The organism is Flavobacterium sp. LC2016-12, from assembly GCF_015351595.1.
Taxonomy (GTDB): Bacteria; Bacteroidota; Bacteroidia; order Flavobacteriales; family Flavobacteriaceae; genus Flavobacterium.
The window spans coordinates 705,127-730,885 of the sequence record NZ_JADKPT010000001.1 but is presented as its reverse complement, the minus strand read 5'-3'; the positions used below and the strand labels follow the sequence as shown (position 1 = coordinate 730,885).

At 34.9% G+C, this 25,759-nt stretch carries 20 protein-coding genes; 12 read left to right on the top strand and 8 right to left on the bottom strand.

Going from position 1 to position 25,759, the window contains the following annotated elements; genetic code table 11:
• Nucleotides 1-122: 122 nt before the first annotated feature.
• The 7 genes from IRZ99_RS03060 to IRZ99_RS03030 all read left to right on the top strand — a co-directional run bounded on the left by IRZ99_RS03060 (nucleotide 123) and on the right by IRZ99_RS03030 (nucleotide 6,426).
• Entirely contained in the window at nucleotides 123-710 is a 588-nt protein-coding gene (locus IRZ99_RS03060) for a TetR/AcrR family transcriptional regulator (protein WP_194655861.1), read from the top strand.
• A 221-nt stretch (nucleotides 711-931) separates the two neighbouring features.
• Nucleotides 932-1,741: an SDR family NAD(P)-dependent oxidoreductase gene (locus tag IRZ99_RS03055; protein ID WP_228518999.1), complete on the top strand. Its 810-nt coding sequence runs from the start codon at nucleotides 932-934 to the stop codon at nucleotides 1,739-1,741.
• A gap of 739 nt (nucleotides 1,742-2,480) precedes the next feature.
• Complete coding sequence (gene kaiC, locus IRZ99_RS03050) at nucleotides 2,481-4,151, top strand: circadian clock protein KaiC (RefSeq protein ID WP_194655860.1); 1,671 nt, start codon at nucleotides 2,481-2,483, stop codon at nucleotides 4,149-4,151.
• Between the two features lie 7 nt (nucleotides 4,152-4,158).
• The gene (locus IRZ99_RS03045; protein ID WP_026985338.1) at nucleotides 4,159-4,455 is read left to right on the top strand and encodes a circadian clock KaiB family protein; all 297 of its coding nucleotides are present in this window, start codon (nucleotides 4,159-4,161) and stop codon (nucleotides 4,453-4,455) included.
• A gap of 5 nt (nucleotides 4,456-4,460) precedes the next feature.
• Nucleotides 4,461-4,760, top strand: a complete 300-nt coding sequence (locus IRZ99_RS03040; RefSeq protein WP_072970964.1) for a circadian clock KaiB family protein — start codon at nucleotides 4,461-4,463, stop codon at nucleotides 4,758-4,760.
• A 3-nt stretch (nucleotides 4,761-4,763) separates the two neighbouring features.
• Nucleotides 4,764-6,023, top strand: coding sequence for an ATP-binding protein (locus tag IRZ99_RS03035; protein ID WP_194655859.1), 1,260 nt, complete (start codon nucleotides 4,764-4,766; stop codon nucleotides 6,021-6,023).
• Nucleotide 6,024: 1 nt separating this feature from the next.
• A complete protein-coding gene (locus IRZ99_RS03030) occupies nucleotides 6,025-6,426 on the top strand; it encodes a response regulator (RefSeq protein ID WP_074657897.1) in 402 nt (133 codons plus the stop codon).
• 184 nt (nucleotides 6,427-6,610) lie between these two features.
• Here the strand turns inward: IRZ99_RS03030 and IRZ99_RS03025 are convergent, their stop codons facing one another.
• Genes IRZ99_RS03025 through IRZ99_RS03005 form a run of 5 tightly spaced genes read right to left on the bottom strand, consistent with a single transcriptional unit; the run spans nucleotide 6,611 to nucleotide 15,933 of the window.
• Nucleotides 6,611-9,814 (bottom strand): type I restriction endonuclease subunit R, encoded by a 3,204-nt coding sequence (locus IRZ99_RS03025; protein WP_194655858.1) that lies wholly within the window; start codon nucleotides 9,812-9,814, stop codon nucleotides 6,611-6,613.
• Between the two features lies 1 nt (nucleotide 9,815).
• Nucleotides 9,816-11,099: a hypothetical protein gene (locus IRZ99_RS03020; protein ID WP_194655857.1), complete on the bottom strand. Its 1,284-nt coding sequence runs from the start codon at nucleotides 11,097-11,099 to the stop codon at nucleotides 9,816-9,818.
• The gene (locus tag IRZ99_RS03015) at nucleotides 11,089-13,161 is read right to left on the bottom strand and encodes an McrB family protein (protein WP_228518998.1); all 2,073 of its coding nucleotides are present in this window, start codon (nucleotides 13,159-13,161) and stop codon (nucleotides 11,089-11,091) included. The genes IRZ99_RS03020 and IRZ99_RS03015 overlap by 11 nt, the downstream gene beginning before the upstream one ends.
• Nucleotide 13,162: 1 nt before the next feature.
• Nucleotides 13,163-14,356: a restriction endonuclease subunit S gene (locus tag IRZ99_RS03010; protein WP_194655856.1), complete on the bottom strand. Its 1,194-nt coding sequence runs from the start codon at nucleotides 14,354-14,356 to the stop codon at nucleotides 13,163-13,165.
• Nucleotides 14,353-15,933 carry a class I SAM-dependent DNA methyltransferase gene (locus tag IRZ99_RS03005; protein ID WP_194655855.1) on the bottom strand — a complete coding sequence of 527 codons (1,581 nt, stop codon included), beginning with the start codon at nucleotides 15,931-15,933 and terminating at the stop codon, nucleotides 14,353-14,355. The genes IRZ99_RS03010 and IRZ99_RS03005 overlap by 4 nt, the downstream gene beginning before the upstream one ends.
• A gap of 764 nt (nucleotides 15,934-16,697) precedes the next feature.
• On the opposite strand from IRZ99_RS03005, the gene IRZ99_RS03000 reads away from it, so the two are divergent.
• From IRZ99_RS03000 to IRZ99_RS02980, 5 genes are all read left to right on the top strand, one after another.
• Nucleotides 16,698-18,506 (top strand): type VI secretion system Vgr family protein, encoded by a 1,809-nt coding sequence (locus IRZ99_RS03000; protein WP_194655854.1) that lies wholly within the window; start codon nucleotides 16,698-16,700, stop codon nucleotides 18,504-18,506.
• A gap of 2 nt (nucleotides 18,507-18,508) precedes the next feature.
• Complete coding sequence (locus IRZ99_RS02995) at nucleotides 18,509-20,161, top strand: phospholipase effector Tle1 domain-containing protein (RefSeq protein ID WP_194655853.1); 1,653 nt, start codon at nucleotides 18,509-18,511, stop codon at nucleotides 20,159-20,161.
• A 67-nt stretch (nucleotides 20,162-20,228) separates the two neighbouring features.
• Nucleotides 20,229-21,212 (top strand): DUF2931 family protein, encoded by a 984-nt coding sequence (locus IRZ99_RS02990; protein ID WP_194655852.1) that lies wholly within the window; start codon nucleotides 20,229-20,231, stop codon nucleotides 21,210-21,212.
• A gap of 35 nt (nucleotides 21,213-21,247) precedes the next feature.
• The gene (locus IRZ99_RS02985; protein ID WP_194655851.1) at nucleotides 21,248-21,526 is read left to right on the top strand and encodes a hypothetical protein; all 279 of its coding nucleotides are present in this window, start codon (nucleotides 21,248-21,250) and stop codon (nucleotides 21,524-21,526) included.
• A 2-nt stretch (nucleotides 21,527-21,528) separates the two neighbouring features.
• Nucleotides 21,529-22,563, top strand: a complete 1,035-nt coding sequence (locus IRZ99_RS02980; RefSeq protein WP_194655850.1) for a DUF2931 family protein — start codon at nucleotides 21,529-21,531, stop codon at nucleotides 22,561-22,563.
• 129 nt (nucleotides 22,564-22,692) lie between these two features.
• On the opposite strand, the gene metQ is transcribed toward IRZ99_RS02980, so the two are convergent.
• Genes metQ through metN form a run of 3 tightly spaced genes read right to left on the bottom strand, consistent with a single transcriptional unit; the run spans nucleotide 22,693 to nucleotide 25,232 of the window.
• Complete coding sequence (gene metQ / locus IRZ99_RS02975) at nucleotides 22,693-23,511, bottom strand: methionine ABC transporter substrate-binding lipoprotein MetQ (protein WP_194655849.1); 819 nt, start codon at nucleotides 23,509-23,511, stop codon at nucleotides 22,693-22,695.
• A 43-nt stretch (nucleotides 23,512-23,554) separates the two neighbouring features.
• Entirely contained in the window at nucleotides 23,555-24,208 is a 654-nt protein-coding gene (locus IRZ99_RS02970) for a methionine ABC transporter permease MetI (RefSeq protein WP_194655848.1), read from the bottom strand.
• Nucleotides 24,201-25,232: a methionine ABC transporter ATP-binding protein MetN gene (gene metN, locus IRZ99_RS02965; protein WP_194655847.1), complete on the bottom strand. Its 1,032-nt coding sequence runs from the start codon at nucleotides 25,230-25,232 to the stop codon at nucleotides 24,201-24,203. The genes IRZ99_RS02970 and metN overlap by 8 nt, the downstream gene beginning before the upstream one ends.
• Nucleotides 25,233-25,759 lie beyond the last annotated feature (527 nt).

The window sequence follows — 25,759 nt, the reverse complement described above, 5'->3', positions numbered from 1 at the left end:
TAAATCCGCGTCATCCGTGTCCCATTTCACAGTTCACATTTCACGCAATCACAAATAAATCATAAAAAATTAGATTACATGACCAATCGGTCATATATTTGTTCTGTAAAATAAAAGCTATCATGGCAAAAGGAGAAGAAACCAGACAATTCATCATCGATAAAGCAGCACCCATCTTTAACACAAAAGGGATTGCAGCAACCTCTATGAGCGATATTATGGAAGCAACCAAATTGTCCAAAGGCAGCATGTACGTTCATTTTGAAAACAAAGAAGTTCTGGCCTGCGCCGCCGTAGATCATAATATGAAAGTATTAGGCGATAAACTAATGGCTAAAATCAGCCAAAGCAAAACAGCCAAAGAAGAACTATTCACGTATATCGATTTTTTCAGCAATGCGGTAAATCCGCCCCTAACCGGAGGCTGTCCGTTATTGAATTTCGGAACAGAAGCCGATGACACCAACCCTGTTGTAAAAGAAAAGATCAATCAGGGCATAAAATACAATCAGCAATTATTAGAAAGCAGCATCAAAAAAGGCATCGCCAACGGTGAATTTAAACCAGACTGGAACGCCGGAGAGTTCGCCACCGTAATTTTCGCCATGATGGAAGGCGGTCACCTAATTTCAAGAATGTCAGGCAACAATGATAAAATGCAAATCATCGTCAAAACCCTCAAAAAAACAATAGAGGAAAACAGTCTCTAATTTTTTTTGTTTTAAAAATGACCTTTCGGTCACTTTTTAAAAAAGGTTCAAAGAGGCAAAGTTACAAAGGGGCAAAGGTCAATAGCTACCAAGGAAGCATAAACCGTTAAACGATTAACATATAACGATTAACATATAACGATTAACATATAACGATTAACATATAACAATTAACATTTAACAACTCACATTTCACATTTCACCACTAACAAGTAACAATTATGAAAACAATCTTAATTTCAGGAGCATCAAAAGGATTCGGAAGAGCCTGGGCAGAAGCATTTTTAGCAAAAGGATACAAGGTAGCTGCAACAGCAAGAAATATCGACACCTTAGCCGACTTAAAAGCGCAATACGGAGACGCTATTTTACCTCTTAAACTAGACGTAAACAATCGCGCAGAATCTTTAGCAGTAGTAGAAAAAGTACAGCAACATTTCGGGACCATTGATATCCTGATCAACAATGCAGGTTACGCTTTAAACGGTGCAGTTGAAGAAGCTTCAGAACAAGAAGCAAGAGCACAATTCGAAACCAATTTCTTCGGAACTTTATGGTTAACACAAGCTGTTTTGCCTATTATGAGAAAACAACAAAGCGGTCATATTATTCAGGTTTCATCTATTTTAGGAATCACCACTTTACCGGTTTTAGGTCTTTACAATGCCTCTAAATTTGCGGTTGAAGGTCTTACTGAAACCTTATCTCAGGAAGTAAAACAATTCGGAATCAACGTGACTTTGGTAGAACCAAACGGTTATTTCACCGATATCTGGGGTAACGGATTCAATAGCGAAAAAATTGAAGCTTACGACGGACTTAAAAAAGCCATTGCAGAAGGACATGATCCTGATACTTTCGGACAAACAAGCGCTACTGTTCCGGCCATCATCAAACTAGTCGAAGCCGAAAACCCTCCTCTACGCCTATTCTTAGGAAAAGTAGCTTTACCACTAGCCAAACAAGTTTATCAACAAAAACTAGCCACCTGGGAAGAATGGAATGACGTTTCTGTAGCAGCACACGGATAATTTTTTTTTAAGTTGATTGCAAAACGAGATTGTTTCTTTTTAGGAAATGGTCTCGTTTTTTTGGTTTTGCTTTGTTTTGTTTCAGGTTTCAAGTTTCAGGTTTCAGGTTTCGGGTTTCAGGTTTCGGGTTTCAGGTTTCAAGTTTCAATTTAAGCAGCAGTTTTTATATTAGATTATTTCTTAAATAGATTATTTCTTAAACCGGTTATAAATGAAAGTTTAAATTTCAAATCTTTCTTCTTGCCTCTTTCTGCTATTTTCCATTTTCTATACTCTATTTTCTATGCTCTATTTTCTATGCTCTATATTCTAAATTCTTGCATCTTGCTTCTTGCCTCTTTCTTCCATTTTCTATTTTCTATTTTCTATATTCTATTTTCTATATTCTATGTTCTATATTCTATTTTCTTACCTCTTGCTTCTTGCCTCTTTCTTCTATTTCCCATTTTCTATATTCTATATTCTAAATTCTTGCCTCTTGCTTCTTGCCTCTTTCCTCTAAAAATCCCCCTAAACAACCGCCATTACATCTTCCCCCAAAAACCTTACATAATCCCCACCTCAAACCCTATCCATAATCTCAAAAATTTAACTCCATTTCCAATTTAAAATCAATCAAAACCCTTATTTTCCCGTAATTCTTGACATTTCCTTTAAACAGCTGTTAAATTTTCAATAAAAACTAATCGTTAATTCTGTAAGAAAACGTATATTTGAGTAAACAGTATATTTAAATAAAGTGCAGAAAAAAACAAAAACACCAAGTTTTATATTCCCCAAAACTCCAACCGGAGTAGACGGACTGGACGAGATTACGAATGGAGGATTCCCAAAAGGGCGCCCTACTTTAATCTGCGGAGGTGCTGGCTGTGGGAAAACATTAATGTCAATGCAATTCCTGATAAAAGGAATCACCGATCATAACGAAACCGGGGTCTTTATGTCTTTTGAAGAGCCGTCGGACGACCTTACCTTAAATGTCAAATCACTAGGTTTCGACATTGAAAAACTAAAAAAAGACAAAAAACTCGTAGTCGATCACGTGCGCGTAGAGCGATCAGAGATTGAAGAAGCAGGCGAATACGATCTCGATGGTTTATTCATCCGATTAGGCTATGCTATTGATTCCGTAAAAGCGACAAGAGTAGTATTAGATACCATAGAATCCTTATTTGCAGGACTGGACAATCAGGCGATCCTGAGAGCCGAACTGCGCCGTTTATTTCATTGGCTTAAAGCCAAAGGCGTAACCGCAATCATAACCGGAGAACGCGGAGAAGCAACCCTAACCCGTCAGGGCTTGGAAGAATACGTTTCAGACTGCGTTATCGTACTCGATCATCGTGTAATCGAACAGGTTTCGACGAGAAGACTGCGAATCGTAAAATACAGAGGATCTACTCACGGAACCAACGAATATCCGTTTCTAATTGACGAAGAAGGAATTTCAGTATTGCCTATTACGTCTTTAAAACTCGATAATGAAGTAAGTTCTGATGTGGTTTCGACAGGAGTTCCGGGCTTAAACGATATGTTTCATGGCGGTGGATTTTTCCGTGGCAGCAATATCCTAATTTCAGGAACAGCCGGAACAGCCAAAACAACCGTAGCCTGTTACTTTGCCAATGAACAATGCGAAAAGAACGAAAAAACGATCTATTTCGCGTTTGAAGAGTCTCCACAGCAATTGGTGCGTAATATGAGATCGATTGGTATTGATCTTCAAAAACACATCAAAAAAGGAACATTGCAAATCCATTCTTCCCGTCCTTCATTAAACGGCCTAGAATTGCATTTGCTAACGCTTAGAAAACTAATTAAAGAGTTTCAACCCACTACCATCATTATTGATCCTATCAGTAATTTGATCACGGTAGGAAGCGAACACGAAGTACGTTCGATGCTGGTTAGGCTTATTGATATGCTGAAAGCACACAATATAACCGCTCTTTTTACGTCTTTAAATAAACAAACCGATAATTTCAGACCCGATTTGGCTGAAGAATCCGTGTCGTCATTAGTCGATACCTGGATCACGGTGCGCGATATGGAAGGTATTGGCGAAAGAAACCGCGGGATCTTTATTATCAAAGCGAGAGGAATGGGACATTCCAATCAGGTGAGGGAATTTGTGATTACCAGTAAAGGAATTGAATTGCTGGATGTAGAACTAGGTCCAAACGGAATCCTGACCGGTACTGCAAGACAAACTCAGAAATTCAAGAAAACAATATCAGATATTAAGCTTCAGAACGAAATTAGTCGTAAAGACAGAGAAATTGAACGCAAACGCAGAGTTCTGGAAGCCAATATAGAAGCACTTAGAAACGAATTCGAATCGGCACAGGAAGAATTAAGCTCCCTGAAAGCCACAGAAGAATTACAGGCATCATTTTCTAAGAAAAAATAACAACAAGATGAAAAAAGAAGTCGTAGCCGAATGGCAGTTACTGCTCTATATAGCAGGTCAAACACCAAAATCGATCAAGGCGCTTGAAAACATAAAAAAGTACGCAGAAGAACACCTGGCCGGGAAATACAGCATCGAAATTATCGATTTGCTGAAAAATCCCCAATTGGCCGAAGGTGATCAGATTTTGGCGGTACCAACCTTAGTCAGAAAATTTCCCGAACCTATTCGCAAGATCATTGGCGATCTTTCGAATGAGGAAAGAGTACTTGTAGGGCTTAATATTAAACCCTTAAACACTTAAAAAAAATGGATAATTCAGCTGATGGGACAAGTACAACCAAACATAAGTTCATGCTTTTTGTTTCGGGTATGTCTGTTAAATCAGGACATGCTATCGAAAATTTACGCAAAATATGCGACAAGCACCTCCGCGAAAACTATGAACTGGAAATCATAGATATTAGCCGGGATACAGAACAGGCCGTCATACATCAAATTGTAGCGATCCCAACTTTAATAAAAATACAGCCCGCTCCTAGGCGAATCATTTTAGGCGATTTGTCAGACAAGGAAAAGGTATTGAGAATACTTAATTTAAGTGAATAGAATTTGATAGTAAACGATAAAAATATTGACTCCTTATTGGCAGAAATTGAATCGTTAAAGCAACAGCTTTACGAATCAAACAGTATCATTGATGCCATAAAAGAAGGAGATGTTGATGCCCTTGTGGTCAACACCAACGGAACACCGCAGCTGTACTCACTGGAAACAGCCGATTATACCTACCGACTCCTGATTGAGAAATTCAGACAGGGTGCACTAAGTATCGCCAAAAACGGCCTGATCTTATATTGCAACGATTATTTTGCAAAACTGGTCAATACGCCCTCAGAAAAAATCATTGGGAATTACCTTCAGGAATATTTCGATAATGCCTCGCAATTTGTAACGCTCATTGAAGGTTTAAAGTACGGATTGGGCACGCACGAAATCCTTTTTAAAAGTGATGGCGGCTCCCCTACTACCTTTACGGCTTATATTTCGCTGACAGACCTTGAACCGTCTGTAGACGCGATCGGAATCATCGTTATTGATTTAACCGAAAAGAAAAAACACGAAGAAGCTTTAATCAGGCATCAGCAGGAACTCGAAGGAAAAATCAACGAGCTCAACCGCATCAACAGCAATCTGGAAGAATTCATTCACGTGATTTCGCACGATTTAAAAGAACCGCTGCGTAAAATCGTCATGCACAACGGAAAAATTGACGGTACTTATTTAAACGGAGTAGACGCCAGATCGATGGAAATCATAAAATTATCGGTCTTGCGACTCAATTCCCTGGTTGATGATTTGGTGCAATACTCCTCGCATACCGCACAGGAAGAACGCACCGAAATTAATCTCGCCTCTGTTATTGCCGAAGTAACAGAAGATCTTGAAGTAACGATCACTGACAGAAATGCCGAAATAAAAATCGGCGACCTGCCTGTTATCAAAGCGTCACGCGTGCAAATGCGCCAGCTTTTCTCGAATTTAATATCCAATGCCATTAAATATTGCAGGCCCGATAAGCCTCCCGTAATACAAATTTTTCAGGCAGCTGATTTAGACGTTGAAATACCAAATCAAAATAGTAAATTTGTAAAGATTCAGATCAAGGACAACGGTATTGGAATGGAGTCCGGACATCTTCTTAAGATTTTTACGATTTTTCAGCGCCTCCATGCCCGAAACGAATATTCCGGAAACGGTATTGGCCTCGCGATTTGTAAAAAAATTATGGAAAACCACTCCGGAAACATCACTGTCGAAAGTACACTGAACGAAGGAACAACTTTTAATCTTTACTTTCCAATTGTATAAAATGCCGCAAAAAAACCTTCATATCATAATTGCCGAAGATGACGATGACGATGCCGATGTAATCCGTGAAATCTTCAACAACAACCCCAGTTTTGCGAAAGTGAGCCTCGTAGCCAATGGCGAAGAACTGCTCCATTTCCTAAAAAATGCGGCAAACGAAAACCCCGACGTGATCCTGACTGATATTAACATGCCCATACTCAACGGCATCGAAGCCCTGCAGGAAATTTTAAACCACAACGACCTCAAAAACATTCCCTGCTTTGTCTATTCCACGAGCATAAACCCTTCTTACAAACAAAAATGCGATGTACTGGGCGTAAAAGGCTATCTCATTAAGCCCTACTCCTACGAGGCTTTCGCCGAAATCCCGAAGACGATTTTAAGTAGTATTGAAGAATAAAAATATAAAACGAGATGTTTCTTTTAGAGAAGGTCTCGTTTTTTTTATTAGGAGCTGTTTCCCGCTATCCGCTGCAATCTTTTGTGCCGAACACCGGCACAAAAGGATTTACGCTACTATCGGGGCTAGGGGAGTTTTTTTCATAAGAAGTTTTATGTTTAAAAATTTTACTAAAAATTCTTATTTAAACAGCATTTCTATAAACACTATTTCCAGCTCCGTAATAATTTGAATAAATATGTTGGTAAATAGTAACCGTTTTTAAACTTACTTCTTCATCTGTATAAAGTTCTTGAGGAAGCCAAAGCAATTGATTATAGATTTCACTTTTTACCTGAGCTGTAACTTCTCTTTTTTCTCGCCAACGATCAATTTTTAATTTTTCTGTTTTAAGCTTTGTTAATGTTTCTTGAGCAACTTTCTTTACTTGTTTAAGATCATTACCTTTTAATTCTTTCCCTTCTCGAAGCAAATCAAAAATTGCCAAAGTTTCTTGATCTTCCAGATTTTCTCTAACAACTCTTTGTTCTTCAAAACTTAGATCTTTAAAAAAATTATTTAAATTATTAAAAGCTGTTACCGTATCTTCTAGCGATTTTCCTTTATTATACTCCTCAACGATTTTTTTATATCGTTCATAAAAATCCAATCTCATTGGATTTTCTTTTAGCATTTGTTGCAACTTTTGATCGATAGCTTGTTGTAAGTCATAAACTAAAGTGTTTTTGTTTGGCACTTTTGCAAACGCAGCTTTTAACTTTTCAAAATCTAACTTACTTAAATCAACATAAACTTCATTCTTTGGCTCATTTACTTCTTCTTTTAAATGTACACTCTCGTTCACAATACTTTGCAATTGCATCATTATTTCAGTTACATCTGCCGATTTTACACTTTGATTTAGTAAATTATAAATAGCGTCAATAGCATTAAATTCTTTGATATACAGTTTTGATTGTTCTTCAGGAAATAAGGCTTTATACTTTCTAAAAACATTACGAGCCATAATCTCAAAACTTGTACGAGTTGTTTCGTTTAAACAAACGCAATCTCCTGCTTTTTTAAGTAGACCAATTTTTTCCATTGGTTTAACATTAAATAAATCAGAAAGTTTAAAATTTACAGAATGCAGATAATCTTTTGTTTCTTTGATTGCTTTTTTTAATTCAATTTCTAAATCTTCAATCTCTTCAACAGCTTTTCCACCTTCCTTATCTTTGTCGCCCTTTCCGCCTTCTCCGTAAACAGAATATGCCAATTCTAACTGTTTATACACATTCCCATAATCGACAATCAAACCATTTTCCTTTTCATCGTCATAAACTCGATTGGCTCTGGCAATCGTTTGCATGAGTGTATGTCCTTTTATAGGCTTGTCTAAATAAACAGTCGAGACACATTGTGCATCAAAACCAGTAATCCACATTGCACAAACAATGGCTAAACGAAAAGGGTTTTCGGCATCCTTAAATTCTTTTTCTAAATTACGTTCAACCATTTTACGGCGATGTTGCTCAATATCTAAATTCATTTTGCGGAATTTATCTACTTCGTTTTGCTCACTGCTAACTACAACACAAACTTCTGTTTCAGCGACTTTATCATATTTACGTCTTAATTCTTGCACTTCTTGTTGATCTTGTGCTTTAGAAATTCTATCTTCTAATTCTTTTAAATAGATTGGCCAATATTTCACGATCAATTGATGCATGCGTACAGCAGTTGGCTTATCGAGTGCAACATACATCCCTTTTCCTTGATAACCTCTTTCATTAAAATGCCAAACTAAATCTTTTGCAATAGCATCTAATCGATGTTCTGCAGTAAGTATTGGGTAATTTTTTTGAAATAAATAAGCTAATTTTTTCTTTTTATCTTCATCAAGATTTTCGTCTTCCAAAACTTCAGCCATTTTTTCATCAAGCTCAGGATTTTCAATTCCTAATTTTTCGCCTCGGTTAATATATAACAATGATAAAGTTGCATCATCTTCGATTGCTCGTTTGAAATCATAAACTGAAACATATTCACCAAAAATATTTTTAGTTAATTCCTCTTCATCTTTAATGATTGGAGTTCCTGTAAAACCAAGATAAGAAGCATTTGGCAAACCAAAGAAACGCATATTTCGAGCATAAGTTCCTCCTTGCGTACGATGTGCTTCATCCGAAATTACGATAATATTTTTACGATCAGTAATTAACGGATATTCAGATTCCTTTTCAGGATCAATAGAAAATTTATGAATTAAAGTAAAAACATAACGATGATTTTCTGCAAGTAATTCTCGAAGATGATCACGTCCCGTGAGTCCTGTTTTTTTTCCTGCAACTATATTTTTATCATTGACTATTCCAACTCCAGAAAAAGTATCATACAACTGATTTTCTAATTCAGTCCTATCGACAGCAATTAAGAATGTGAATGCGCCGCCAAATTTACGGTGTACTTTTTCGCATAAAAAAACCATTGAATAAGATTTTCCACTTCCTTGAGTATGCCAATAGACTCCCAGTTTTCCCTGCAGATCTTCGATATTGCGAACGTTTTCTAATACTTTGTTTACACCAATATACTGGTGATTTTTCGCCATTAACTTGACTACATCGCCACTATTATCATCAAATAACAAAAAGTTTTCGAATAAATCCATCAAGCGATGCGGTGCGCAAGTACCTCTTAACATTGTGTCCAAACTTACTACTCCTTCTTGTTCTTCTTCGATTCTTTTCCAATCCAAAAAGAATTTGTAAGGACTTGTCACAGTTCCTACTTTGCTGTCAACGCCATTACTCAATATGATGAAAGCATTGGTATGAAAAACCTGTGTAATGGTATCTTTATAATCTTTGATATTATCATTATAGGAATTACGTAAATCATTACAATGGGCCTTTAGTTCAAAGAAAACTAAGGGAATACCATTTACAAATCCGATTACATCCGGACGACGACTATATAATTCTCCAACAATTTCTAACTGTCGAACAGCTAAAAAATTATTGTTTGTATAATCGTAATAATCAAATACTTTAAGTTTCTTTTTTATCAGCTCGCCTTTATCATTGGTATAACTTACAGGAATACCATTTTTGAGAAGTTCATACTTTTCCTTATTGGTGCTGGCTAACGTTTTGTCAGCCGCTTTTTGAGCTAGAATTTCATACGCTTGTTCATAGACAAAAAGAGGTAAATCACGATTTAGATCTGCTAACGCTTTAATAACAAAACGTTTTAAAATTACTTCCGATTTGTTTTCACGGCCTAATAAACCTTGTTCTCCAAAGCTTTCTTTTGTCCATGCCGTAACCACTTTCCAACCCAGCTCTTCCAATACATCCTGAGTGGCTTGTTCTATGAGGGCGTCTTCTGAATATTCGTAGCTCATATTATTTGATATAAGGTAATTTTAATCCAATTTGATAAACATCAAAATATCTTGGAATTTTAGCACTTTTCAGATCAACATTTATTAAGTCTTCTAATCCATTTTCTTGATCTGGATGAATAATTAAACAATCAATAACCTCACCTTGCTTTTTATCCAATTCTTCATAAACTTTTTGTAAACGGGCATATCCGCTAACTTGACGAATGTCTTCATCATGACTACCATTTAGATAAATCATTTTATATTTAGCATCTATGACCATTTGATAATCACGCGTTTTTAGTAAAAAATCAAGTTCATTTCCATAATGCTTAAATTGAAATTTTATTTGATTTTGAAATCGGTCTTTTAGCAATCCTAAAGCATAGAGTTCAAACAATTTACTCATATCAATCCAAAAAGGAGGCGTTTTAATTGTAACTTTCTCTGTATTAGAAATATTATACCCAAATCGTCGCAAAATTTGTTTTGCTAAATGAATTGCAGGTTCGTACTCTTTATAAAACGCATTTGTTTTACTATGCTTAATTTCGTTTAAATCAATTTTATCTGAAACTTCATGAAATGTAGGATTTATGTAATTAAAAGTATCCTGTAAATCTTTATTATTAGTGAAGTTTGGATAATGTGGCAAATATCTTTTTACAAAAGTTAATGCTTTTTTCAACAAACGATTTTCTTTATTATTTAATCCAAACTCTTCATAACTACAATAAGTATATAAATTTTTATTTTGCTGAAGATTAAGTTTAATTGATTTACCAACCAAAATCTTTCCTTTTACTTTACTATGAAGATTTTGCTCAACCTTATAATATGATTTCTTTAATCCTTTCCTAACAATCGTTTTAATTAAACTTAAAAACTCTACTACCAAAAAAGGCGTTAACAAATCTTGCTTTTGATCAATTTCAATAGTGGGTAAGTCCCATTTTACCTCAAATAATTCATTTATTTCCTTTGCTACATCAGTATGTCGAAGAGATGAAAAAAGCATTTTAATAAAATCAACTTCTTTGTCTAATTCATTCAGTTTTGGCCTAACATGTAAAGCTGAGTGGTTTGTTTGAATCCAATCAACACCAATGAAGTAACCTGTTTTTATTCTATATGAATTAAGCGCTGTTTGAGATTTTCTAATTGAAAAACAAGGTAAACTAGTATCTTTACCTCTGTGCTTTTTTGTAAAAAGTGGCTCATAAAGATCTGTTGGTATTACAAGCATATCATCTAGAAATGATTCCTCGTCATGCTCCCGATATGTTAGTAAATTAACACTCAAATTCTGCTATTTTTTTAATTTCTTCTTTTGCTGTTTCAAGTAATAAGCCATCTTTTACATATTCGTTCAAGATTGGAATTATTTCATACGTTAATCGCATTTCGAGTTCAGCTTTCTGTTCCTCTGTGCTTGTTCCTTTCAATAGAAAATAGCTATGCCCTAACTGAATCTCTTTAAAATTAAAATCTGAAGCTAAAAAATCTGAATTGATATTTATCCCGTCTTTTACTTTTACAAAAAGATTTGCAACACAAATAAATAATGCTTTCCCCTTTGCTGTATTGATAACGTCTACATTCGGAAAAACATCAACAAATGCAAAACGTCTTTTTATTGCATAATCAATATGACCTACACTTCTATCTGCTGTATTCATTGTACCTATGATGAATAAATTATCCGGTATAATTATGGTGTTATCTCCATCAATATCGTACAGACTCTGTACAGGTTCATTACGATACTCTAAAGCATAGATTAATTCTCCTAAAACAGATGGAAGGTTAGCTCTATTTATTTCGTCAATTATTAAAACATGATTTTCTTCAGAAGCTGCTGCCGTTTCAGCAAATTCCGCAATAATTTTATTTTTTGTTTGATAGAAAATGTTTCCCTCTTCATCTATTTCAGAAACAATTCCTCTAACAAAATCTTCATAAGTATAAGAAGGATGAAATTGAATAAGTTTACACCTATCTGGAATATCACCTCCCAAAAGTTCAAATGCCATTTTTTTTGCCGAATAGGTTTTCCCAGTTCCAGGAGGCCCTTGAAGAATAATTTGTTTTTTATATTGAAGTAAGTCTATTATTGAATTCATCTTTTTATACTCTTTACTATTTTGAACTTCTCCCGAAAGGATTTTTTTAACTAGATCAAAAAAGGAATTATCACTAAGTTGGATTATTGTATTTGTAATTATACTATTTGGCCCCAGGTTGTCCATAATACCTGGAACATTAATTCCACTTTTATGTACATCTTCCCAAACTTCTAATGAAAGTCTTTGACCCCATTCTCCATTAAAACCATTTTCAACTGTCAAATCTTCATAAATACAGGGAGCATCTGTAAAAGTTACGATTTCACCGTCATCATTCCTTGATCGATTTCTTAATAAATCATCTAGAGTTGTTTCTAAAGTACTTTCAACTTCTGTTTCAATAAAGGTTGAATGTCCAAAAAATTTATTTTGATTAAATAGGAGTACCTTATCGCCAGGTTTTATTCTTTTAGCGGTATTAAGAGTTTGCGTTACTGGTCCTTGCTTTTGAACTGTGTATTGAAAATACATAACAAAACTATCATTTTCTAAATCATAATTTATTTTTTCTTGCTCATAGCCATTTACTACCCAATATTTTGTCTTTTGGGTTATTACTTTGTATTTACACATACAAGCATCATAAAGATCTTTGATCGAAATATCTAAAGGTCTTAAAATATTTTTAGATGCTCTTAATATAGATAATGTCTTGTCTTTTAAAGGCTGGCCTTTTCCTATTTTTGAGGTATTATCTATATATTTATCTATAATTCCCTGTTCGCAATTCTTAATTGGATGAAGAATCAATCGTCCTTCTTTAAATTGCAATTGAACATCGTAGGAATTAAAATCTATACTCTGTTTAGGTAAAACAGTTCTAATATTTCTAAAATTATCTTTATTCCTATATATTTCAGGATTTAAAAGGTCTGTCTCTAAAAATGTGGGTTCCATTTCTAATTCAAAAAATGCTTTTTTCTCACCACCAGTTGACCTCGTAGTTTTTACAATTAAACTGACTGTTAATTTTAAAAATTTAAACGCAATTAAATCTTTTATTTTTAATCCTGTATCAGAAATTAAAATATCAAACTCAAGCTTATCATTTTGATTAGTAGTCATTTTATTCCAAGCTCTAGCCTTCCATAACTGAATACGATTTCCTCCTATGATAAAAGCATAATCTCCCACATCAATACCATTATACCATGTACTTTCCTTAGGTGCTTGGTAATATCCGTCATCAATTTGTTTTGTATCGAAGTTCCCCGATATCTTACCAAAAAATATTTTCATTTTAGACATTTAAGGTTTCTATTTGTAATTGTTCAACATCAATCATACCGCTCATCAACCTCGGTAATAAAATGCCTCTTGCTTCTTTTAGAAGTTTATTTTGCATCTTAAAATTTCTTATTGAATCAAAAATTGATAATGCAATTGATTCAAATTGATTCAAATATTTTAATTCGGGAATTAAAATCTCAATTTTTTTTAAATCTTTCGGATATACATGAGGCTGAGCTGCACCTTGTTGTAAATTAGTTATTATATCTTGATTTTGTTTTAATGTAGAATATATAAAAAATACATGTTTGGACATTTTTGAATCTACATAAGAACAATCTGACGCCCATACATCTTCTAAATATAAATTAACAAAACCTGCATTTGCACCAGATGCGCTTACAGTTATGACTGGATTGAATGTATTAGCCGTATCGTGATAATAAGCAGGATTTAATCCTCCAGCGACTACAGGAATCTTTCCATCACAAATTGTACTTTTAGTAATATTTTTCCCTTTCAATATATCTGTAAATAGCCCAATATTTTTTCTTTCCCAACCCTCAGGAAATCCAGTAACCTCATCAAATTTAGCAGTTTTATAACCCGGAAAACGCATTTTCACAAACCATTCCTCATAAGTAATTTGGGCTTTTTCTTCCAATAATTTAATTCGTTTCAGGTTGTTCTCAATTAAATCATCATAAGATGATAAAATTGATGCAATTTTGCTTTGGGTTCTTTTGGATTTAGGTACAATAAGCTTAATATTCGAAAATGAAGATTTAGAAACATTTTCTCTACCTGAAGCGGTCCCGGAATCAAAAGTTTTTAACTGAAATAAATTAATTTTTAATAAATAATACACAAAATCTTCATCGTAATAATTGTTTGGAACAATTGCATTTACGGCTTGATTTATAAAGAGTTCGGTATGCGCCTTTATCATTTTTTGACCAATACTCCCAATTGTGACAACGCAAGTAGATCCTTTAGGAATAAGGCTTTTTTTATACTTAATAAATCCTTTTTCCGAATAATATTCTTCTGGGTTATAACAATATTTTTTATCAACCTCCATGTCAGTTGGTTTTACAAATATTGTATGTTTTCCATATAAATCAGGTTGTTTTCTTGGGGGCGTATTTCCCGTAATTACCTGACCTAAATCTCCAATAGTTATCTCTTTCCAACCCTCTCTCATAATTGCACACTTTGAATTTGTTGCATCAATCGATTAGCTTCTTCACTCAAAGTTGTCAATTCATCATGAATTTCGATCATACGCCCTTGGTAATCAAAATCCATATCGAGATTAACTACTACACCTACATAGCGACCGGGAGTCAAACTATAATCTTGCAAAGCAACTTCTTTAAGATCTACAATTTTACACAAGCCTTCTACATCTTCATATTTGCCTGTTGGGAATTTTTCGTTAAACCATGTATTATTAGCACTAAGTTCTGGCTTTTCACCACGAAATAACTGCATGATAGCGGTAAGTCCTTCTAATTGTTCTTCACTAAAATCATTGATGGTCGTACTTACTTTACGGAAAGTGTTACGAGCATCAATCATCAGTATTTTATTTTTGTTTTCCTTCTTTTTTCCTTTGTTATAAAACCATACATGACAGGGTAAAGAACGGGTATAGAAAAAATTATTCCCTACCGAAACGATACATTCTACAGCTCCGGTTTCTATTAGTTCTTTACGAATTCTTTTTTCGGCATTACCCGCATCCGTAGCCGAGGAAGCCATGACAAATCCTGCACGTCCTGTACTGTTTAGATAGGAATAGAAATATTGCATCCATAAATAATTTCCATTACTTACAGTTCCATTACCTGTAAGTGGTGCTCCAAAAGGAAGGCGCTCGTCTTCGGCCAAGAATTTATTTTTGGCATCGACCTTATCCACATTAAAGGGAGGATTTGCCATAACAAAATCGCATTTTCCGGTAAGATTATGCGGGTTAGTATAAAAGCTATTGCTTTCTATAATTTTGCCTTCGATACCGTGAATGGCTAAATTCATTTTAGCTAATTTGGCATTGTTGCTTTTTAGCTCTGTACCATAAACATGAATGGCTTCATTTACCTTTTTATTTTCATGGTCCTGAACAAAATGAGCGGTTTGAACAAACATTCCACCAGAACCACAAGCAGGATCATGTATGATTCCATGATTAGGCTGAATAAAATTCACAATAAGGTTTACCAGTGATGGAGGCGTAAAGAATTCTCCACCTTCTTGCGCACCAGCACCTTGCATAGAAAATTTCATCAAGAAAAACTCGTAAATACGCCCAAAGACATCTCCTTTGGCATGTCGAACAGCATCTTTATTAAACACACGAACCAAATCACGTAATAATTTTTCGTCAAATTCCTGATAACTTTTTGGTAAAATACCTGCTAAATCTGGATATTCAGCTTCAATCAATTTCATAGCATTGTTGATGGCTTCCGATATATTTTCAGTTTCTGGTAGAGATACTAAGTATTCATATTTAGCTTTTTCAGGTAAAAGAATCGCTCCAGCTCCAGCATAGTCATTCTTAGTTGGTTCCAGTTGTTTACCTGTACGCGGATTTATAGCTAAAGAATTGGCTAAAATAATTTTGACATCTTCATAACGGTTTTGTGCAAAACGTAAGAGCACTAATCCTAGCAAAGGGTCTTTATATTCGGCAGCTGTAAGTTTGGAGTTCCCTCTTAGTTCGTCAGCAGCATCCCAGAGTTCTTTTTCTAAATTTTTTATTTGTTGTTGGGTCATGAAATATTGTAAAAACTTGTATTTATTCTGATTTTTATTAAATGGCTAAAGTATCGAATATTTCACTAATAAGAGTGTGGTAATCTGTAAAAGTGAATAAAAACATCACTAAAATTCTATGAAATATTCATTCTACCCCACTCCCCCGCTCCCAAAAGTGTTCTTGTCAATCGCTGCGCAAACGTCTCTGACTTTGCGCCATTTCAACAAAGCCCACAATTGAAAATAAAAACACCTCAAAGTCTCCGACTTTAAGCTAAATTTTGTTTAGAATACAATCCAAACAAAACCTTAAAAGACAGTACTCCAAAAGTACCATCTTTTAAGGTTTTTCTTTTTATACTACTATCCTACTCATCTTACAAACTATTCAATTTAAAAAACCTTTTACTACCACTATAATAACTTTTACTAGTAATCCCTTAGAAATACCCCTGCTCTCCTAAGTGTTCTCTACTTTCGCTGCGCAAACGTCTCTGACTTTGCGCCATTTCAACAAAGCCCACAATTGAAAACAAGAACTCCTCAAAGTCTCCGACTTTAAACTAAATTTTACTTAAAAATAGAATCAAACAAAACCTTAAAAGACAGTACTCCCAAGTATCGTCTTTTAAGGTTTTTCTTTTTGTACTTCTCTCCTACTTTATTTTATAATCAATCCATTTAAAAAACCTTTTACTACTATTCTAATACCTTTTCCTAGCAATCCATTGGAAATAGCTAGGCCTATATTTACGAATCGATCTAATCAAAACAATACAATCATGAGTAAATTTTCCGAGCAGGTACATATTGCTATCAGCAGTTTTTCGCAAAACGTTATTTATTACGATTTGCAGCTTTCACAAAAAATGGCAGAGCATCATTATTTCTCTTTTATGTGGCAGTATACATCCAAAGCCGTAATCGAACCCGCTGATCAAGCGGCTGCTTTAAGCAAACATATAGGCGCTGAAGTCATTTTTACGTTTAAAGTCAACGGCATTCAATTAATGTCTAAAGGCATAATAAACGGCGTAGAATCCGTTGACCGCCACGGAAGTCCGGCGGGAATATTAGTTTCGGGAATAAGCCACACCGTAGTCATTGATGACATGAAAAAATCAAGAATCTTTCTCGAAAAGAACCTTCAGGATATTGCACTGGAAATCTTTTCAGAAGAAAGTTTCGGAGAGTTTTATCAGCGTGAAGCTATTTTGCCCACTTTCACAAAACCCTTCAAATACAAACCACAGTACAACGAAACCAGTTTTGAATTCCTGAAACGATTAGCAACACGTTACGGACAATGGTTTTACTTCGACGGCATGCGCATGCAATTCGGGCAAACCAAAACCAGCAAAGTAAAACTCATCAACGGTTCTTCGCTTCATCACTTTAAGATTCAGGCACAGTTAGTTTCGCATAAAACTTCTTTTGGCGGATACGACCCCAACAACGCATCCAACATCAAAAACGCCTCCGAAAAAAGCACCAGCGGAAGTCAGGATCGTTTTGCAAAATCGGTTGGTTTCAATCAGGGATCAATCGTCCGCCAGGGTTTAAGCAATGGCGCCTATACCAACAATGCCCAAAACAAAGACGAAATCGACGAAATGGTCAAACTGCAAACCGCAGGCAGAGATGCCAACAGTATTTTTTACAGTGGTACCTCCTATTTACCAATCGGCGTAGGACAAGTTTTCACCATCCAAAACAAAACCGTAGAACACGAACTAATAGCCATCGAAATAACCCACCACTCAGAAGTAAACGGAAACTACAGCTGCGAATTCAAAGCCATCCCCGCCGATGTCGCCGCGCCCCATTACACAGACGTTACCTCTTTCGCAACCGCCGAAAGCCAGTCCGCCTTGGTAAAAGATAACAACGACCCCGAAGGCATGGGACGCATCAAAGTCGATTTCTATTGGCCCGGCTGGGGAAATACGAGTGAGTGGATGCGTATGATACAACCTCACTCCGGTTCAGGAAAAGGCTTTTATTTCATTCCTGAAATTGGCGAAGAAGTACTAGTTGGTTTTGAAGGTGGCAATGTTGATTGTCCTTTTGTGATGGGAACCCAATATAACGGACAAGCATTTTCTGGCTACAACACTCCCAAAAATGATTTAAAAGTCATACGAACGCGATCCGGAATTATAATAATTCTTAACGATGCTGATGGAAGCGTTTTAATCCAAGACCCAAGCGGAAACAAATATTTCATGGACGGAAATGGAAATATAGAGTTAGAAGCTCCTAAAAATATGACATTCAATGCAGGAGAGGACATCAATATGAATGCAGGGCAAAACATGACCACAACAATAGGACTCAATAAAACGGATACTATTGGCGGTAATCATACTGAAACTATTACTGGCTCGAAAACCATTTCTATTGGTATCAATTTTATGCTAAATGTTATAGGGAATATGGCTGAATGGATAAAAGGAAATAAAGAAACAGAGAGTAAAGATATTAAAGAAATAGCTCAGGAAGTTCTGTTAAACAGCGTCGAGAAAAGTATAAATGTACGAGGTGCCAAAAACGTAAACAACCACAGTGGCGAAACATCTAAAAACGGTTAATTATGAGCATTACAAGAATTATTGGCGGAACATTAACTAAAACCGCCACAACCGGAAATATAGACATACGGGCAACAGAAGGAAATATAGATTTTATTGCTGCTCAGCATAATATTTGGCATGGGCAAGAAGAAGGAATTATCTATCATGATTATGAACCTCTTCATCCATCAGATACATTAGCCACTACAATCGATATTACTTTAAATATATTTTTTGACGGCACACAAAACAATAAAACCAATACAACAAAAGGCAGGGATTACAAGGAGTCGAACCATGAAAATGACAGTTATACCAATGATTTCTCGAACGTGGCACGTGGTTATGACACTATAAAGGCCGATGAACCTTTTCAGGAAAGTATTTATATTGAAGGAATAGGAACCCATGATGAGCAAAGTGATGATGTTCTTCCTGATGTTGCCACGGGTATGGGTGACAGAGGTATAGTAGCAAAAGTTGTTAAGGCTTGTGTCGAAGCTGGCAAAAGAGCCTTCAAGTATAAAGGAAAAGAGATTGATGAATTAAAAGTAAATGTTTTTGGTTTTAGCCGTGGCGCGGCAGCTGCCAGACATTTTTTGCATATCGCCAATAGTCCTGCTATTGTTTTTAATACAGATGGAAATAATAATATAACAATAAATACACCTCGAAGCTATCAGGGGATGGAAACTCAGGATTTTAGGTTTAAGGTACCTTACAGCCCTATATTAGACAAACATGGTTATTTTGCCGCCTGCTTATTGAAAAACCAAATTAATCCAAAAAAAATTAAATTCAATTTTACAGGGCTTTATGATACCGTTGCTTCTTACGGGGTTTATCATGGAAATGATGTAAGTGATTTAGATCTTGATGCCATTAAAAATTCACATTTTGTTTTTCAGCTTTCGGCAGATGATGAATACCGGGAAAACTTTGACCTTACTGATATTACCAGTGCAGGTTTAAATGGGCTGGAGTATACACTGCCCGGCGTCCATTGTGATATTGGCGGTGCTTATAATGATCTCGAAGACGAAGTTTCTGTTTTATATTATAAAAGAGAATCTGTTTACAACAGGATAATTCATGGTACTGATACCGAAATAGAAAAATTTAGGAAAATAGTAATTAACGAAGGCTGGTACAAACCTTATCAAATTACTGCCGGAGTTCTTCGCGATTCAGACCTGGGTACAGAAACAAAAGGAAGCATTGATGATACAGAAACTTTTTACACCGTTGTCGGTACAAGAAAAGGCCTGCGCAATATTTATGACAAGATCCCACTAAAAAAAATGCTGTATTACTCCGGTCAATTTGGAGTGATGTACGATGAAGATATTGTAAAAAAAACACATGGAATTAACCATGCTTTTTTACAGCAAGTGTATAATCAGTTATTCAACTATATGGTAGCATGCAACAATCTGCGTAATGAGTATATCAAGAATAAACCAACGTCAGATCAGGAATACTTAAAAGAGCTGCGCCAAATATCATACCTTGACTATATAGATCCTGAGGATTTAAAAACTCTTCGAAACGAATACCTTCACTGGTCTGTTAAAGCCAATAGACTGGGATTGAAAACACGTGAAAGTCAGGCTCCATCTAAAGAAGGAGCCCTAAAACAACAATATAGAAAAAGAGAAATACATCATGGATAAAAGAAAAAAACTATTACTGCATTGTAGTTTACTTACCATTATTTTTACCCAATTAATCAGTTGCCAAATGAAAAAAGAATTACCGCAGTTTCATGTAGAAATGTGCCATGCTGAAAGCAAATACAGAATAGAGCTTGTTTATGATAAAATAAAAACTTTGGAGGGTATTTCTGCCTCATTCCCCTATGGAGGTTCCTCCGGCGTATGGGGAGATTCTCATAAATCATGGACAGAGCAATATGGTACCCCTATTGGCGCAGACATTACGTATTATGTAGGATATGAAGATATTTTTTATCGCCTAAATGTAGATTTCCAGGTAGATACGATTGTAGATTTAGCCAAAAGGTTATATGCTACTGATGAAGATTTAGAAAATGATGAAGAACTAAAGGAATATGTATATGAACGTAAACCTAATCAGTATGGAGCGTATACAGAATTTAGAGATCTTGTTTTTGGCTTTGCGCCAAAGGGAATGGTCGTGGTTTGGCTGCGATATGGTGCTTCACAAAAAGAACTGGGGCGCTATCAGGCTGAGGTCATAAAAGATGATAAGATCCTTGAGAAAAAGTTATTTGCTTCCTGGTCAATGAATCGAAAAGAAGTACGTGAAAAATATTTAATTGCAGATGCCAGTCCTCAAAAATTGGACAATTACCGTAAAAAATATGTCTGGCGTCCTGACATAACTTCTGAAAATAAAAACTTTAAACTTTTCTGGATATTAACAGAATATTTTAATGCTGAGACTGAGAATGCAGTTCGCCCAATTTTATTGCATCCTGCCAAAAGAGAAAGGGCTATTCCAAGTCTTATTACTTTTTTTTGGGAAACCGGTAAAGGAGAAAAATTCGAAGGCAGGGCATTTTTTAATTGGGAGAAAACAAACGAACAATTTAAAAATGAAGATAATGGGGATAATGAAATTCAAATAAAAATTAATCCTGACAATAGCGATTTTGAAGTACTAATAAATGGCTACCCTTTAGAAACAGTCAATAAAAGAGTTTTTACAACTGATAGGGAATTTAAAGAATCTTATAAATAATTGCGACATACAACAATTAACAAAAAGAAAATACAATGGATAAATTAACTAAGACCCATTTTCTCTTGATATTAATCGCGATATCAATGCAAACTTACTTATTAAATGGTGAAAGACATTCTGAAGAGGCTATATTATTTGCAGTTCCTATAACGATTAATATACTGTTATTCTTGATTTACATTACTCATAAAGAAAATTCGGAATACAATGACTCCATAAAAACTATATTAAAATATTCCTTAATTATTTCAGCAATCTATTTTGTGTTTTTTGGATATTTATTTCAATTAGGCAAAGCTTTTAAAAATTAATTATGAAAAGAGAAAGTAAATATAGTGATCCAACAAACAAATTACTTTTATTGCTATTGATAATTATTGTAATTGCAAATTGTGTTCAAAGCTATTATTTCAAAGCAAACAAAAGATATGACTGGACAACTAATGCTATAAGTAGCAAAGGAAATATAGTACAGGTTTCAAATTGTACTTTTAAAGGTAACCCATACGATATTAATAAAAATATAATACTCGACAATGGCTGGGATAAAACAAATGATACTGAAAATAATGTGAAAGATACTTTTTTTCCAGATAGTCTATCAATAAAATGGTTTTCGTACAGTGAGCAAAAATTTTACAATGGTAGTTTTGCTTTACCTAACGAAACTATTGAGACAAAAGCAATACAAATGGGTATGTTTCCCAGCGTTCAGAATGATCATAATGATTATAGAGTCCTTCACTTTATTGCTGAAGTTCAGCAAAAAGGAAAGATTGCAGTATGGATACAAAAATTTGATGAAAACCGTAATTCAACAAAATTAAAAATTGCTACTTACCACGCCAAAGAGACAAAAGCTGGCTGGCATATTTTTGATGATAGTTCAGAAACCAATAAAATATCAGAAATCGATATTTCTAAAAAAGTGGCTTTAGTGATGGAACGACATTTTTATAAATTAAATATTTCATTACCAGAAGGATATATCCTAAACAATTCTTACTTCGAATTATTTAATCAGCACATTTGGCGTTTTAGTGAACGAGAACTAAAAACAGTATTAAGTTTTGATTTTCTACCAAAAGAATTTGATTTGGAATGGAGCAATGGAAAAAAAAGGTTTACTACACAATTTTCTTTTGATGAAGATGAGGCCTTAGAAGCTTTCAGAAAAGAAAGTAGTAATAGAGATTCAGTAGATTCACTGGTTTTAGAACTAGTCGTAAATGACCATAATGATGCAATAAAAGTTAGTCTTAAAAATACAAAAACAAATTCGAACTTTATATTTAAAGATCAATATCAATCTAAAAATGAGAGAAGTATTATCCAACTTAGAAACTGACCAATAAAAGTAGGATTTTTTATAACAACACAATTTCAACTATAAATGCAACATTTTAAAACTTCAAAACTCCGTAAAATCCTTTTAGGATTTTACGGAGTTTTTTTTATTCTAACATTTAACCCACAACTACCAGCCCTTCACAGCCCCACCTTTAAATTCACGAACCGCTGCCTGCTCTACTTCTGCAGATTGGAATGCCTGAAGAAATTGTTTTACCTTTTCTTCATTTTTATTGTCTTCGCGGCTTACTACAAGATTTACATATGGAGAATCTTTATCTTCTACAAATAAGGCATCACGCGCCGGAACCAAACCTGCCTGAGAAGCAAAAGTGTTGTTGATAATAGCAATCGAAACATTTTGATCGTCTAAAGCACGAGGCAACTGAGGCGCTTCTAATTCTAATATTTTTAGATTTTTAGGATTACTTACAATGTCTGTTACTTTAGGCAGCAAACCAACTCCAGAGCGCAATTTCAATAAACCGTTTTTTTCTAAAAGCAATAACGACCGTCCTCCGTTTGTTGGGTCATTTGGAATAATGATAGTGCTTTCGTTTTTCAATTCAGAAAGGCTTTTTATTTTTTTAGAATAAGCCGCAATCGGGTACACAAATGTTTTTCCAATAATGGCCAATTTATAACCGCGTTGTTTCGACTGCTCGTCCAAATAAGGTTTGTGCTGAAAAGCATTGGCATCGATATCGCCCTGACTCAACGCTTCGTTTGGAATAACATAATCATTAAACGAAACCAATTCCACCTCAAGTCCGTATTTTTCTTTGGCTACTTTTTTAGCAGCTTCTGCCACTTTTAATTCTGGTCCGGAAGCAACTCCTACTTTAATGTGGTGCGGATCGTTCTTCTTGTTTTCTCCACAGTTTGATAAAACAAGTGATAAGGCAATAATTCCGGCTGTTTTAAAGAAATTTAATTTCGTATTCATCTTCATATTTTTTAATTTTTAATTCTAAGTTTTTAATTGGCAATTATCTGTGATCAAATCGTTTTGATAAGGTATCACCGGCAAACTGGATCAGGAATACCAGAATCACCAATAAAGCCAATACCGAATTCATGGTTACCGCATCATACCCAATATAACCGTACTGATAGCCCACTTGTCCTAAACCGCCTGCTCCTACTGCTCCGCCCATTGCAGAATATCCTACAAGAGTGATTAAAGTGATAGAGGCTGCATTTATCAAAGAAGGCAATGCTTCCGGCAATAATACTTTATATACAATTTGAAAAGGCGTTGCACCTAAAGCTCTTGCCGCTTCAATTAATCCTGATGGCAAACCTAAAAGACTATTCTCTACCAATCGTGCAATAAAGGGCGCTGCCCCAATACTTAACGGAACCAATGCCGCACTAACGCCAATTGATGTTCCAACAATCGCGCGGGTAAACGGAATCATCCAGACAATTAAGATAATGAAGGGAATAGAACGGAAAATATTCACCAAAACAGATAAAACTCTATTTAATACAGGCTGTTCTAATATTTGATTTTTTCGGGTAAGGAAAAGGAAAATACCTGTTGGAAGTCCTAGCAGGAAGCCGAAAAAGCCAGACAAAAATGTCATGATGATCGTTTCCCAGGTTCCTTTTAATAATAATTCAATAATGGATTCAGACATAACCTATGATTTCAGTTTTAATATGTTTTGATATAAAATATTCGATGGCAGCCTTGTAGTTTTCGCGCTTACCGGATAACTCGATCAGCATAATCCCGAAATTAACTTCACCCGCCTGATCCATTTGGGCACTAATAATTTTAAAATTAGTATCAAATAATCGTGAAACTTCTGAAATAACAGGCTCATTTACTGATTTCCCTGTCATTTCAAGTCTTAATAACGGGTTTAAATTTTCTCCATCTTCCTTTTGTAATCTTTCCTGATAAACAGCAGGAATATCCAGATGCAAAGAAGAAGCTATAAATTCTCTTGTCAGTTCGTGTTTTGGGTCGGCAAAAATTTCGCCTACACTTCCCTGCTCTATCAGTTTTCCGTGACTAATTACGGCTACTTCATCACAAATTGATTTTACCACTTCCATTTGGTGTGTAATCAGTAAAATTGTAATATTAAGTCGGCGATTAATGTCTTTCAATAAATTCAGAATAGATCTTGTGGTTGCAGGATCCAATGCGCTTGTTGCTTCATCACACAATAAAACTTTTGGATTATTGGCTAATGTTCTCGCAATGGCAACTCTTTGTTTTTGCCCTCCCGAAAGACTTGCCGGATAATCATTTGCTTTTTCGGATAAACCAACCAATTGAAGTAATTCTAAAACTCTTTCCTTAATTATTGCTTTTGATGTTCCGGCTAATTCCAAAGGAAAAGCAACATTCTCAAAGACTGTTCTCGAAGAAAGTAAATTAAAATGCTGAAAAATCATTCCGATTTGCCTTCTTTCAATAGCCAATTGAGCATTTGATAATTGTATCAGGGATTTTCCATCCACGATAATTTCTCCTGAAGTTGGTCTTTCCAGTAAATTAACGCATCTGATTAAAGTACTTTTTCCTGCTCCCGAAGTTCCAATTACACCAAAAATTTTCCCTGGCGGAACCTTTAGCGAGACATCCGATAGCGCCGAAACAATTCGGTCTTTCTGATGAAAAGTTTTACTAACGTTTTTTAATTCAATCATTCTTTAATTTTAGTTTAAAAACAAAAAAGCCTTTCAAATTACTCATGAAAGGCTTTTTGAAAAAATAGTATTATTTTATATAGAAGCCCCTATAATCATTACAGTATCCCAGCACATCATTTTGTTGCTGTTATAATAATTCTTCATATTGTGGCTCTTATTTCTCATTGCGTTTGCAAATTTAAAGAGTAATTTTCAATTTTACCTCATAAATCATTAAAACTTTTATTAACCTATCAAAATAGTAGATTAAATAATTTTATTAGTTATTAGTTACTCTTTACTCTCTACTCTTGACTCTTTACTCTTGACTCTTGACTCTTGACTCTTGACTCTTGACTCTTGACTCTTTATTCTATTCAATCCTCAAAAATTTTCATAACGACGCTTCCTTCTACAAAACCTCTAAACACAATCATTATAAATTATTTTAATAACACTCAAAAATTATTAATTTGATTAATAAAAATACTCACCATAAATTTGTCTCATCAAAATCAAACAATTGATTTTAAATAATTAAAACA